Raw genomic sequence first — 11,862 nt, forward strand, 5'->3', positions numbered from 1 at the left:
TTTCCATGAAATCCATATTAATTGCATCAACTCTGGCGTTGTCGCTGTTATCCGTCAATGCTTTCGCCCACGACGAACCAGAACACAGTGCGGCCGCTGACGGACATGCTGCGGCATTGGGTAAGCCCGGGCTTGCCAGCAAGGTATCGAAAACCATGACCATCGACATGAACGACACGATGCGTTTCACACCGGCGACCATCTCGGTCAAACGCGGTGAAACCGTCAAATTCATCGTCAAAAATTCCGGCAAGCTAAAGCACGAAATGGTTCTGGGCTCTATCAATGAACTGAAGGAGCACGCGGCCTTGATGGCGAAATTTCCGGAAATGGAACATTCCGACCCAAATCAGGTATCGGTTGAACCCGGCAAAACTGGGGAGCTGATCTGGCAGTTCGGCAAAGCCGGCACGTTTGATTTCGCCTGCCTGGAGCCGGGACATTTTGAAGCCGGCATGCGCGGAAACATCATCGTCAAATAATATTTTTCAACCGAAAACACAACACAGGAATTCTCATGAAAACCAGTTCCATTCTATTTGCAGCGTTCGCTTTGACGTTAGCCGGGTCGTTCAACTTTCCGTCTTCGGCGATGGCTGCCGAGGAAATCGAAAAGTCCGATGTAGTAGCGGAAACGAAGCCTGCAGATGCCGCCGCCATGTCAACCGGGGAAGTTAAAAAAATCGATAAAGAGGCGGGCAAGATCACTATCAAACATGGGCCATTGGTGAACCTGGATATGCCAGCAATGACGATGGTTTTTCGTGTAAAAGATCCGGCAATGCTGGATCAGGCAAAGCCTGGCGACATGATCAAATTTGTCGTCGAAAAAGCTAACGGCGCTTTGACTATCACCCGGATGCAGGCTGGCAGCTGAGATTTATCGGCAAGTGCATCCCGATCCAGTCAGAGTGAATATAATGTTCTGCATCACATCGCAAGTAAGGCTGTATGCCCCGTGCCGACAACGCCACAGAACAGGAAATCATGAACACCACTTACAAGATCGCTTTGAAGGCGTGCGCAGCCCGCTGGCGGGGCGTGCCGCGGGCGACATCGACATGATGATCGTGCGTGAGAACACGGAAGGAGAATACTCATCGGTCGGCGGCATTTGGTTGGATGCAAAGAACAGGCCGAATATTCCAGAATATTCCAAAGTAATATCAATTCGGCATTTCGTAACGAGCTGTAAAAAGCCGGTACTTTTTGCCTGCAGTAATGGAATATCAACATTTCCAGGCGAAGCATCTGCACTGCTACGCTTGATATGCGCCCCAAATGCCCCCATATTCATCAAATCATCCTGGAAAGCCCCATGCCATCCAAGTAACGGATATTGATTCACCCAGTTTGAAAGGACTCTGACCATGCAATACCTGCAGATAATCGTCATCCTCACCACATTAATGATTGGCCTGCCCCTGAGCAGCATGGCGGCCAATAGCGACAACACCGAGATGCAAACCACGCCGGCAGACCAGACCGCGCTGCCGATGGTGGCCGGTGAAATACGCAAGGTAGATACAGGCACCGGCAAGATCACCATCAAGCATGCGGAAATCCCCAACTTCGGCATGCCGGCCATGACCATGTTGTACAAAGCTGGCGATCCGGTCATGCTGGAACAGTTCAAGGCCGGCGACAAGATCGAGTTTGCCGTCGACAAGGTTGACGGTGCGTTGACTATCGTCAGCCTGGAATTGGCCGCCCGATAGGTGACAAAACTGCCGACAAAACTGCCGACGAAACCGTCGACAAGGTTGCCGTCGTCACTGACGGCGGTTGACGATCCTGATCTCCGCCTGCTCGCCGCTTTGCGGCACCATTTCCAATAAGACTACCGGCCCTTTGCGTGGATCATGCTGGAACGTGATGCGGATTTTCTGCGCGTTCTCTATCCCTGCAAAATCGCGGACCAGTATCCGCGTCACGTTGGGCAACTCTTCCGAACCAAGCGCGAAAGCATCGCTCTCGTTTTGCTGCTCCGAAGCGATGTGGCCGTTTTTATAAACGCAGACGATGGCTTGCGCCGGGTCGATGCCGTTGCTCATCAGGAATGAGTCGTTGACCAGAAACAAGGCCGGCGGAATCCTGGCGATGTCGATCTGGCTGACATCGGGCCAGTCGTTCTTGGTGATCACTTTGCCGCCGGCATAATACTTGGCGACAAATTGATCGCCCATGCAGGGCAGATGTCCGGTCGCCGCTTCTGCATGTTGCAACAGCTTTTGCACGTCGCCGGGTTCGAACTCCACTGTGATTGTCGGTGTAAGCATATTTGTCATGCCCGGATTATCGCATTGCGGACGCCGCCGCGGCCACTTAGCGATACACCGCCCACCCTACCCGCTGCCCCCCGTCATTTCCCCTTATAATGTGCGGCATGGAAAATCCCAATGAATTCGTACAATGGCTGCGCTCCGTCGCGCCCTATATCCATGCCTTTCGCGGCAAGACCTTTGTCGTCGCCTTTCCGGGCGAACTGGTCACCGCCGGCGCGTTGCCGGTGCTGGCGCAAGACTTGTCGCTGCTGCATGCGCTTGGCATCAAGGTGGTTATTGTGCACGGCTCCCGACCACAGGTTGAAGAACAGCTGGCGCTGCGTAATGTAGAAGCGCGCTTTCACAACGGTTTGCGGATTACCGATACGGCTGCGCTGGAATGCGCCAAGGAAGCCGCCGGCGAACTGCGCCTGGATATCGAAGCCGCCTTCAGCCAGGGGTTACCCAACACGCCGATGGCGCATGCTGCGATTCGTATCATTTCTGGCAACTTTGTCACCGCTCGCCCGCTGGGCGTAATCGACGGCGCCGACCTGCAGTTGACCGGCGTAGTCCGGAAGATCGACTACGACACCATCCATCCGATTCTCAACGCCGGCGGCCTGGTATTGCTGTCACCACTGGGCTTTTCGCCGACTGGCGAAGCGTTCAACCTGACCATGGAAGACGTGGCGGTCTCGGCGGCAATCTCGCTGCGTGCCGAAAAGCTGATTTTCATCAGTGAAACACCGTTGATGAAAGACGCCGGCGAGACTGAAATCCGCGAATTGTCCTCTCACCAGGCGCAAGCAGTGCTGGACAGCGGCTGCCTGCCGGCTGACTCGGCCTTCTATCTGCAGCACGCGATCAAGGCCTGTAACGCCGGCGTGCCGCGCGCGCACGTCGTGCCTTTCGCCACCGACGGTTCGGTCTTGCTGGAATTGTTTACCCACGATGGCGTGGGTACCATGATTTCCTACGAAAACCTGGAAAGCCTGCGCGAAGCCACGATTGAAGACGTGGGCGGCATCCTGAAACTGATCGAACCGCTGGAAAACGATGGCACCCTGGTCAAACGCGGCCGTGAACTGATCGAACGCGAGATTCATTACTTCTCGGTGATCGAGCATGACGGCGTGATCTTCGGCTGCGCTGCGTTGTATCCTTTCCCGACCGAAAAAATGGCGGAAATGGCTTGCCTCACAGTAAATCCGGAAGTCCAGGCGCAGGGCGACGGCGAGCGTATCCTGAAACATATGGAAAGCCGGGCGCGCGCGGCAGGCTTCAGCAAGCTGTTCGTCCTGACTACCCGCACCTCGCACTGGTTCCTGCGGCGCGGCTTCGTCCACGCCACCGTCGACGACCTGCCGAAGGATCGCCAGCACATGTATAACTGGCAACGGAAATCGCTGGTATTGATCAAGACGCTATAAAGTCAAAACCTTAAGTCAAAACCTGGCTCCAGTCGAACTATCCCCTTTTCAATTGATCTTACAAGCGAGCCTTGGCTACACGGCTCGCGACATCTACAAGGAAAAACCATGGCACGTACCATTCATTGCATCAAACTGGACAAAGAAGCAGAAGGTCTGGACTTTCCGCCCTATCCGGGCGAGCTGGGCAAGCGCATCTATGAAAGCGTTTCGAAAGAAGCCTGGGCCGGTTGGCTCAAGCACCAGACTATGCTGGTCAATGAAAACCGCCTGAACCTGGCTGATGTGCGGGCCCGCAAATATCTGGCGGCGCAAATGGAAAAACATTTCTTCGGCGATGGCGCCGATGCCGCTACCGGCTACGTGCCGCCGACCGAATAAGCAATCGCTCCGAAATACCTCTCTTCCGATCTGCCTCTGTGGCAAAATAAGCAAGATTCATTTTGTCTTTTAAGTAGGGTGGGCAAGCTTTTTTGCCCACGCTACGCGCGTATATTTGTCTGTCCATTTCTCCACAGATCGGAAATTCCATGCATCTATTCCGTAACCGCCCTTGGTCCAATCGCCTGTTGTCTTGCTTGCTGGCCGCCGCCTGCGGCCTCAGCTTCACCGGCGTCACAGAAGCGGCAATCGTACTCCCGGCCGGCGTGACCCAGGGTCCGTCCGCTGAAGGCATCACCGAATATCAGTTTGCCAACGGCTTCAAAGTCTTGCTGTTTCCTGATGCCTCCAAGCCTACCGTAACCGTCAACATGACTTATCTGGTCGGATCGCGCTTCGAGAATTACGGCGAAACCGGCATGGCGCATTTGCTGGAACATCTGATGTTCAAAGGCACCCCGACCCATCCTTCGATTCCCAAGGATTTCAGCCAGCGCGGCATGTCGTTCAACGGCACCACCAATGTCGACCGCACCAATTATTATGAAATCTTCCAGGCCGGCGACGACAACCTGAAATGGGCGATCGACATGGAAGCCGATCGCATGCTGCATTCGTTTATCGCCAGGAAAGACCTCGATAGCGAAATGACCGTGGTGCGTAACGAATACGAACAGGGCGAGAACTCGCCGTTCGGCGTCCTCATCAAGCGGTTGGAAGGAGTGGCTTACGATTGGCACAATTACGGCAAGCCGACTATCGGCAACCGCAGCGATATCGAAAACGTCAAGATAGAAAACCTGCAAGCCTTCTATAAAACCTACTACCAGCCGGATAATGCGGTGCTGCTGATCGCCGGCAAATTTGACCCGGCCAAGACCCTGACCTGGGTCAGCCAGGCCTTCGGAAAACTGCCGAAGCCGACCCGCAAGATGCGCGACCTCTGGACCGTGGAACCAACCCAGGACGGCGAACGCAGCGTGACAGTGCGGCGCCAGGGCGACGTACAGATCGTCGCCGTAGCCTACAAAATCCCAAGCGAGTTGCATCCCGATAGCGATGCCCTGTCCTACGCCGGAACGATTCTGGCAGACACTCCCAACGGCCGCCTGCACAAATCGCTGGTGGAAACCGGCAAAGCAACTGCCGTGTTCAATTACGAGATGAGCGGTTATGCGCCAGGCCTGGAAATCATTGCCGCGATAGTCAAGAAAGGCGAGCCGATCGAACCGGTACGGCAAGCCTTGATCGACGGTGTCGAACAATTTGCAAAAAACCCGCCCACGCCGGAAGAGATGGAACGAGTCCGCCTGGCGAATGCCAACAGCTTTGAAAAACTGCTGAACGACCATCAGAAAGTCGGCGTTGCCATGTCCAGCACGATCGCGCTCGGTGACTGGCGTTTGCTGTTCGCGGGCCGCGACCGTTCCAACAAAGTTACCTCGGCACAGGTAGCGACAGCCGCAGCACATTACTTCACCCGCGACAACCGCACCGTCGGTATATTCTTGCCGGAAGATCAGCTACAACGCGCCGATGTTCCGGCAGCGCCAAGCGTGGCCGAACAGCTCAAAGACTACAAGCCGCAGCAAGCAATCGCTGACGGTGAAGCGTTCGATCCGTCGCAAGCCAATATCGACGCCCGTACCCAGCGCTCGCAGGTCGGTGGTTTGAAACTCGCCTTGTTGCCGAAAAAGACGCGCGGTGAAACCGTCTCGGTCAAGCTGAACTTGCAATGGGGTGATGAAAAATCCTTGTTCGGTAAAAAGACCGCATCCGAATTGGCCGATGCCATGCTGATGCGCGGCAGCAGTACGCTGACGCGTGAGCAACTGGCCGACGAGTTTTCCAAACACAAGATCAGCGGCAACCTGACGCAATTCCAGACCACGCGCAGCAATCTGCCCGCCGCCTTGAAACTGGTCGCCAGCGTACTCAAGCAACCGCGCTTTGATCCGGCTGAATTCGATCGTCTGCGCAAGGAATCCCTGGTCAACCTGGAAGCATCGCGCAACGAGCCGAACACGTTAGCCGCAGAAGCCATCGCCCAGCACTTCAACAAATATCCGCAAGGCCACTGGCTGGCAGCGCAAAGCGTGGATCAGCAAATCGCCGCTGTCCAGGCCACCACCCTGGCCGATGTCAGCGCCTTCCATCACGATTTCTATGGCGCCTCGCAAGGCGAACTGGCTATAGTCGGCGATTTCGACGTCGCAGCGGTCACCAAGGTAGTCCAGGACGAATTCAGCACATGGAAAAGCGCAGCGCCGTACCAACGCGTAATCCGCCAGAACTTCGACGTAACGCCGCTGCAGAAAACCATCAATTCGCCAGACAAGGAAAATGGCTTCTACGTAGCGCGCCAGAACCTGGACATGCGTGACGACGATGCCGATTATCCGGCGATGATGGTAGCCAACTACCTGTTTGGCGGCGGCAGTTTGAAATCACGATTGATGGACAGAGTACGTCAAAAAGAAGGCCTCTCCTACGGCATCGGTTCATCGGTAGACATCAGCGCCATCAGCCGCGCCGCCAGGTTCTCGGTACAAGCCATCGCCGCACCGCAAAACCTGGGCAAGGTCGATGCAGCTGTCAAGGAAGAGCTGGCACGCGCACTCAAAGACGGTTTCAGCGCCGACGAACTAGCCCGCGCCAAATCCGGCATCCTCCAGGAAAACCAGCGCGCCCGCGCCCAGGACAGCGCCCTCAGCGCCGGCTGGGCCAGGCTGCTAGACCTCAACCGCACCTTCGCCTGGAGCAAACAGATCGAAGACAAGATCAGCGCCCTGACGGTAGAACAAGTCAACGAAGCCTTCCGCAAACACATCGACCCCGCCCAACTGAGCGTGGTGATTGTGCGTGATGAAGCAAAGGCAAAAGCAAATGCTGTGGTGGTGGCAAAACCGTAAGGTCTGGCAACCTGAAAAAAACCGCTGTCGAGTTCGTAATAAAATCCGCGAACACGGCGGCGGCTTTTGACGTAAATTCCGCAATGAAACGTTGCCAAATACGCGCCGGCGCCACATGTAATCGGTCTTTTCCACGAATTGCTGATGAAACCATTTTCCGTGCTATGGGACATTATGTCCGCAGCATTCGCGATCCTGTGCAACATCGTCCGGAAAATGCAAATTCAACTGCGAGGCGATGAAATATGAGCAAAAATGACAACGGATCGACTACTAAAGCTAGTAGCCGATCCGTCTTTTTTGGTTGCGGGGGCAGGATTTGAACCTACGACCTTCGGGTTATGAGCCCGACGAGCTGCCAGACTGCTCCACCCCGCGTCTGAATATAAAAAGCCTTAAGCGTTTTCCACTTAAGGCCCGATGCGTAAGAATAGCGTTGTATTGCTAGCCTTCTTACTGTAACTGGTTGCGGGGGCAGGATTTGAACCTACGACCTTCGGGTTATGAGCCCGACGAGCTGCCAGACTGCTCCACCCCGCGTCTGAAGAATGAAAGTATATAGTGTATTGCAGTGCAATGCAACCAATACAGACAATCGGATTAAGAACGGTCGTAACGATTAGGCGATGCTAAACTCCCAAACTACCCGGTTATCCTGGGATATGCTGAGATATGCCGAGACATTCCAATTCGACACGATCGGGAATGCGTTTCTCGCCTGTCTAAACCATCTATTTAAACGGCATGTTTAAATTGCCTATGTTTAAATTGCCTATTAATACTATTTATTGCTGCCTATGAAATTTTGTTCCGAATGTGCGCATCCCGTCAGCCTGCAGATTCCGCCGGACGACAACCGCATGCGTTATGTCTGCAGCAACTGCGGCAGCATTCACTATCAAAATCCGAAAATGGTGGTCGGCTCTGTCCCGGTATGGGAACGAGACGGCGAACTGCGCGTGCTGTTATGCAAACGCGCCATCGAACCGCAATACGGTTACTGGACGCTGCCGGCCGGCTTCATGGAAAACGATGAGACCACCGACGATGCCGCCCGCCGCGAAACCCTGGAGGAAGCTGGCGCACGGGTCGAACTGCATGAACTTTTTTCGCTGCTGAACGTACCGCATGTACATCAGGTGCATCTGTTCTATCGCGCCACCTTGCTCGACCTGGATTACGCAGCCGGCATCGAAAGCCTGGAAGTCGGCTTGTTCACCGAGGCCGAGATCCCGTGGGATGAAATCGCCTTCCCTACCGTCGAAATCACCCTGCGCGCGTTCTTTGCCGACATCAAGAAAATCCGTCAGGAAGATGGTCATTTCAGCTTACATACACAAGCCATTTTCAAACCCATGCGCGCTGGCTTAGCGCCTAAATAAGACGCCAGCGAGGCCGCGATGATCCCCTGGCTTGAACTGGACAGCCCATTTCCCGATGTCTGCACTGCACTGACCGAGGAGGACGGCGCCGCCGGCCTGCTGGCTGCTGGCGGTGATTTGTCGCCGCGACGCCTGCTGGATGCTTATCGACATGGCATCTTCCCGTGGTTCTCCGAGAACCAGCCGATTCTCTGGTGGAGCACCGATCCGCGCATGGTGCTGAAGACGGAACAATTTACGGTTTCGGCAAGCTTGCGCAAAACCTTGCGCAAGGTGCATCGCAGCATGGCTACGGACCGGCGCTGGCAGATCCGCTTCGACTTCGCTTTCGAGCATGTGATGCGCGAGTGCGCGGCGCCACGCCGCGATGGCGCCGGCACCTGGATCTCGGAAGACATTGTTACCGGCTACCGCGCCCTGCACCGGCTCGGTTACGCGCACTCGGCTGAAGTATGGCTGGACGGCAAGCTGGTTGGCGGCGCGTACGGCGTCAGCATCGGCCATATGTTTTACGGCGAATCGATGTTTACCCGGGTCAGCGATGCCTCCAAAATCGCCTTGGCCTACCTGGTGCATTTCCTGCGCCAGCACGGCGTGGCAATGATCGATTGCCAACAGCAGACCGACCATCTGGCCTCGCTCGGCGCCCAGGCGATAAGCCGCCGCGAGTTTCTGCTGCACCTGAAGCAAGCCATCGCCCACCCACAGATCCACAACTGGCGTCCGCTGCCTTTGTTTGCTGATTAAGACTCTTATGCAAACCGTAATTACAGTGTAAATTATCAGTTATAAGTCATCAGCCGGAATGCACATGACGCACTTAAAAGATCTGCCTTTTTCGACCCTGCAGTTTTACGCCACTGCGCCTTATCCATGCAGTTACCTGGATCATCGCCAGGCGCGTTCGCAGGTGGCGACGCCGTCGCATCTGATCAACGCCGATGTCTATTCGGAGCTGGTGAAGAACGGTTTCCGGCGCAGCGGCATTTTTACCTATCGGCCGTATTGCGATGGTTGCCAGGCTTGCACGCCGGTGCGTACGCTGGTGGCATCGTTCCAGCCGAATCGCAGCCAGCGCCGCGCCTGGGAGCGGCATAGCCATCTGACCACGCTGGTCACCAACCTGGCTTATGTGCATGAACATTACGATCTGTACCTGCGCTACCAGACCGCGCGCCACAGCGGCGGCGGCATGGACCAGGATAGCCGCGACCAGTACGCCCAGTTCCTGCTGCAGAGCAAGGTGAATACCCGCCTGGTCGAGTTTCGGGAAGCGGACGGCACCTTGCGCATGGTAAGCATTATCGATGTGCTGAACGATGGTTTGTCGTCGGTGTACACCTTTTACGATCCCGACGTGCCGGGCGCCTCCTACGGCACCTACAACGTGCTGTGGCAAATCGGCCAGGCCAGGCAGCTCGGCATGCCTTACGTTTATCTTGGCTACTGGATAAAAGAAAGCCCGAAAATGGCTTACAAAATCAACTTCCAGCCGCTGGAAGCACTGCGGCAAGGGGAGTGGAGTGCGCTAAAATAGCCACCGCAGTTTTTGCTGCGCCTGTTTTCGATTGTTTCATTGACTATTTCATCCTGATTGCGTCATCTTCACCACCTTTATCTTCACCACCTTCATCTTCACCATTTTATATAGCAGCCCACCGTGCCAGCCAAACTTCTGTACGCCTTCGCCCGCCCCGCCCTGTTCTCACTCGATCCGGAATCCGCCCACAATCTGACCCTGCCGGCATTGCGCCGGGCCGCAGCCCTGGGGCTCACTTCGCTATTAGGCAAGACGCCGGCCGATCCGCGCACGGTGATGGGCATCACGTTCCCCAATCCGGTCGGCCTGGCAGCCGGGCTGGACAAGGACGGCGCCTACATCGACGGCCTGGCGGCGCTCGGCTTCGGTTCGATTGAAATCGGCACGGTGACGCCGCGGGCGCAGGCCGGCAATCCCAAGCCGCGCATGTTCCGCCTGCCGGCCGCCAACGCCATCATCAATCGCATGGGTTTCAATAATGGCGGCGTCGATGCTTTTGTCGCCAATGTCCAGGCGTCCAGGTTTTACCAGGAACGGCAAGGCGTGCTGGGGCTGAATATCGGCAAAAATGCCGACACGCCGATCGAACGCGCAGCTGAAGACTATCTGCACTGCCTGCAAAAAGTCTATCCGTACGCCAGCTACGTCACCGTCAATATTTCCTCGCCCAACACCAAGAACCTGCGCCAGTTGCAAGGCGCATCGGAACTCGACTCCCTGCTGTCGCAACTCAAGCAAGCGCAGCAAAAGCTGGCGGACCAGCACAAGCGTTATGTCCCTATCGCTTTGAAAATCGCACCGGATATCGATGCGGAACAAATCAAGACCATCGCCGATGCCTTGCTGCGGCATAAGATAGATGGCGTAATCGCCACCAACACCACCATCAGCCGCGACGCCGTCCGGGGCCTGCAACATGAGAACGAAGCCGGCGGTCTGTCCGGTGCACCGGTATTGGCGTTATCCACCAGCGTCGTGCGGCAGTTGCACGGCAAATTAGGCGACGCGCTGCCTATCATCGGGGTCGGCGGGATTTTCAGCGGCGCCGATGCGCAATCAAAAATAGCTGCGGGAGCGTCGCTGGTGCAGCTGTATAGCGGCTTGATTTATCGCGGTCCGGCACTGGTGCGGGAATGTGCGGCGGCGCTGCGTCAGAAAAGCTAAGGCGAGCTGCCGGCGCTGATGCAAATTGACCGCTGCGCCGGCTCTGGCTGAACTACCGTGCCGGGCCATGCTGATCTATCCTGCTGACGTTGACCTTACGGTTCATGAATGACCGCAAGATGCGTGTTGCGGCAGGCGGAAAACGTTAAGGGTTGTACGATGCCTGCCCACAGCCGCGGGTCGAGCAAGATGTGGGGGCGCTTGCTGGGCGGGCGTCGGATAAGCCTTAACGAACTACGCCATTAGCGAAAAACAGAGTTGGCCGATAGCGGTCAACCAGGTGATTTAGCGAAACCACGCAAAAAAATTGTTTTGGTTAATCTTATAGTTGATAATTGTAGCCATGAACGATACCGAAAACCGCCCCCCACTTCCTGATCGGCTCTCAGTCGATCCTCGCAGCCCTCACTATAATGCTGCCATATTTGAACATGATGTTGGTATTAAACTTAACAATAAGGAGCACTTCAATGTTGAGGAATATTGCATCAGCGAGGGATGGATTAAAGTCCCGGCTGGAAAGGCGCTAGATCGGAAGGGCAACCCCTTAATGACTAAAGTAAAAGGCACGGTCGAACCTTTCTATCGGTAGGTGCTCTTCTTTGATTAGCATTTCTTAGCTTCTTCGATTCTCTGCAAGGGTGCGTGCGCTAACGTTTTTTCGATAACGATTACACGTCCGATTTTGGCCGCTTGCGGTCTCTAAATCGTGGATACCGGAATATGCAGCACGCAGGTAGCGGCGTGACCGCTACCGTAGAAACACAAAATCGCGGCCGTCCTTCA

Annotated in this window: 13 protein-coding genes and 2 tRNA genes; 11 read left to right on the forward strand and 4 right to left on the reverse strand. The window is 55.6% G+C overall.

Features of this window, described 5'->3' with window-relative positions; genetic code table 11:
- Positions 1 to 5: 5 nt before the first annotated feature.
- Positions 6 to 482, forward strand: a complete 477-nt coding sequence (locus KHU29_RS10295) for a cupredoxin domain-containing protein (protein WP_211452720.1) — start codon at positions 6 to 8, stop codon at positions 480 to 482.
- 35 nt (positions 483 to 517) lie between these two features.
- Positions 518 to 877, forward strand: a complete 360-nt coding sequence (locus tag KHU29_RS10300) for a copper-binding protein (protein WP_425514466.1) — start codon at positions 518 to 520, stop codon at positions 875 to 877.
- Positions 878 to 985: 108 nt separating this feature from the next.
- Here KHU29_RS10300 and KHU29_RS22430 read toward each other — a convergent pair whose 3' ends face one another.
- On the reverse strand, positions 986 to 1,372 hold the full coding sequence (locus KHU29_RS22430; RefSeq protein ID WP_211452813.1) for a hypothetical protein: 387 nt from the start codon (positions 1,370 to 1,372) through the stop codon (positions 986 to 988).
- Here KHU29_RS22430 and KHU29_RS10310 point away from each other — a divergent pair.
- Positions 1,371 to 1,718, forward strand: coding sequence for a copper-binding protein (locus KHU29_RS10310; protein WP_211452721.1), 348 nt, complete (start codon positions 1,371 to 1,373; stop codon positions 1,716 to 1,718). The two genes, KHU29_RS22430 and KHU29_RS10310, sit on opposite strands and share 2 nt — an antisense overlap.
- Before the next feature lie 54 nt (positions 1,719 to 1,772).
- Here KHU29_RS10310 and KHU29_RS10315 read toward each other — a convergent pair whose 3' ends face one another.
- Positions 1,773 to 2,279 (reverse strand): hypothetical protein, encoded by a 507-nt coding sequence (locus tag KHU29_RS10315; protein WP_211452722.1) that lies wholly within the window; start codon positions 2,277 to 2,279, stop codon positions 1,773 to 1,775.
- A 107-nt stretch (positions 2,280 to 2,386) separates the two neighbouring features.
- Between KHU29_RS10315 and argA the strand changes: the two genes are divergently transcribed.
- The 3 genes from argA to KHU29_RS10330 all read left to right on the forward strand — a co-directional run bounded on the left by argA (position 2,387) and on the right by KHU29_RS10330 (position 6,990).
- Entirely contained in the window at positions 2,387 to 3,697 is a 1,311-nt protein-coding gene (argA, locus tag KHU29_RS10320; protein ID WP_211452723.1) for an amino-acid N-acetyltransferase, read from the forward strand.
- A gap of 108 nt (positions 3,698 to 3,805) precedes the next feature.
- Positions 3,806 to 4,078: an oxidative damage protection protein gene (locus KHU29_RS10325; protein ID WP_038487255.1), complete on the forward strand. Its 273-nt coding sequence runs from the start codon at positions 3,806 to 3,808 to the stop codon at positions 4,076 to 4,078.
- A 149-nt stretch (positions 4,079 to 4,227) separates the two neighbouring features.
- Positions 4,228 to 6,990 carry a M16 family metallopeptidase gene (locus KHU29_RS10330; protein ID WP_211452724.1) on the forward strand — a complete coding sequence of 921 codons (2,763 nt, stop codon included), beginning with the start codon at positions 4,228 to 4,230 and terminating at the stop codon, positions 6,988 to 6,990.
- A gap of 301 nt (positions 6,991 to 7,291) precedes the next feature.
- On the opposite strand, the gene KHU29_RS10335 is transcribed toward KHU29_RS10330, so the two are convergent.
- Both KHU29_RS10335 and KHU29_RS10340 read right to left on the reverse strand, forming a co-directional pair.
- Positions 7,292 to 7,368: transfer RNA gene (locus KHU29_RS10335), tRNA-Met, on the reverse strand.
- An 85-nt stretch (positions 7,369 to 7,453) separates the two neighbouring features.
- Positions 7,454 to 7,530 (reverse strand) — tRNA-Met (locus KHU29_RS10340).
- 257 nt (positions 7,531 to 7,787) lie between these two features.
- On the opposite strand from KHU29_RS10340, the gene KHU29_RS10345 reads away from it, so the two are divergent.
- From KHU29_RS10345 to KHU29_RS10365, 5 genes are all read left to right on the forward strand, one after another.
- Positions 7,788 to 8,372: an NUDIX hydrolase gene (locus KHU29_RS10345; protein WP_211452725.1), complete on the forward strand. Its 585-nt coding sequence runs from the start codon at positions 7,788 to 7,790 to the stop codon at positions 8,370 to 8,372.
- A gap of 18 nt (positions 8,373 to 8,390) precedes the next feature.
- Positions 8,391 to 9,119 carry a leucyl/phenylalanyl-tRNA--protein transferase gene (aat, locus tag KHU29_RS10350; protein WP_211452726.1) on the forward strand — a complete coding sequence of 243 codons (729 nt, stop codon included), beginning with the start codon at positions 8,391 to 8,393 and terminating at the stop codon, positions 9,117 to 9,119.
- 64 nt (positions 9,120 to 9,183) lie between these two features.
- On the forward strand, positions 9,184 to 9,909 hold the full coding sequence (locus KHU29_RS10355; RefSeq protein WP_211452727.1) for an arginyltransferase: 726 nt from the start codon (positions 9,184 to 9,186) through the stop codon (positions 9,907 to 9,909).
- 123 nt (positions 9,910 to 10,032) lie between these two features.
- Positions 10,033 to 11,076: a quinone-dependent dihydroorotate dehydrogenase gene (locus KHU29_RS10360; RefSeq protein ID WP_211452728.1), complete on the forward strand. Its 1,044-nt coding sequence runs from the start codon at positions 10,033 to 10,035 to the stop codon at positions 11,074 to 11,076.
- A 343-nt stretch (positions 11,077 to 11,419) separates the two neighbouring features.
- Entirely contained in the window at positions 11,420 to 11,668 is a 249-nt protein-coding gene (locus tag KHU29_RS10365) for a DUF3297 family protein (RefSeq protein ID WP_211452729.1), read from the forward strand.
- Positions 11,669 to 11,862: the final 194 nt, after the last annotated feature.

The organism is Collimonas antrihumi, from assembly GCF_018304965.1.
Lineage (GTDB): Bacteria > Pseudomonadota > Gammaproteobacteria > Burkholderiales > Burkholderiaceae_D > Collimonas > Collimonas antrihumi.

Excerpts from the sequence above, each read along its gene's own strand:
- KHU29_RS10355 (WP_211452727.1), top strand. The coding sequence starts at position 9,184 with ATGACGCACTTAAAAGATCTGCCTTTTTCGACCCTGCAGTTTTACGCC.
- KHU29_RS10300 (WP_425514466.1), top strand. The coding sequence starts at position 518 with ATGAAAACCAGTTCCATTCTATTTGCAGCGTTCGCTTTGACGTTAGCC.
- aat (WP_211452726.1), top strand. The coding sequence starts at position 8,391 with ATGATCCCCTGGCTTGAACTGGACAGCCCATTTCCCGATGTCTGCACT.
- KHU29_RS10345 (WP_211452725.1), top strand. The coding sequence starts at position 7,788 with ATGAAATTTTGTTCCGAATGTGCGCATCCCGTCAGCCTGCAGATTCCG.
- KHU29_RS10315 (WP_211452722.1), bottom strand. The coding sequence starts at position 2,279 with ATGCTTACACCGACAATCACAGTGGAGTTCGAACCCGGCGACGTGCAA.
- argA (WP_211452723.1), top strand. The coding sequence starts at position 2,387 with ATGGAAAATCCCAATGAATTCGTACAATGGCTGCGCTCCGTCGCGCCC.
- KHU29_RS10330 (WP_211452724.1), top strand. The coding sequence starts at position 4,228 with ATGCATCTATTCCGTAACCGCCCTTGGTCCAATCGCCTGTTGTCTTGC.
- KHU29_RS10325 (WP_038487255.1), top strand. The coding sequence starts at position 3,806 with ATGGCACGTACCATTCATTGCATCAAACTGGACAAAGAAGCAGAAGGT.
- KHU29_RS22430 (WP_211452813.1), bottom strand. The coding sequence starts at position 1,372 with ATGGTCAGAGTCCTTTCAAACTGGGTGAATCAATATCCGTTACTTGGA.
- KHU29_RS10295 (WP_211452720.1), top strand. The coding sequence starts at position 6 with ATGAAATCCATATTAATTGCATCAACTCTGGCGTTGTCGCTGTTATCC.
- KHU29_RS10310 (WP_211452721.1), top strand. The coding sequence starts at position 1,371 with ATGCAATACCTGCAGATAATCGTCATCCTCACCACATTAATGATTGGC.
- KHU29_RS10365 (WP_211452729.1), top strand. The coding sequence starts at position 11,420 with ATGAACGATACCGAAAACCGCCCCCCACTTCCTGATCGGCTCTCAGTC.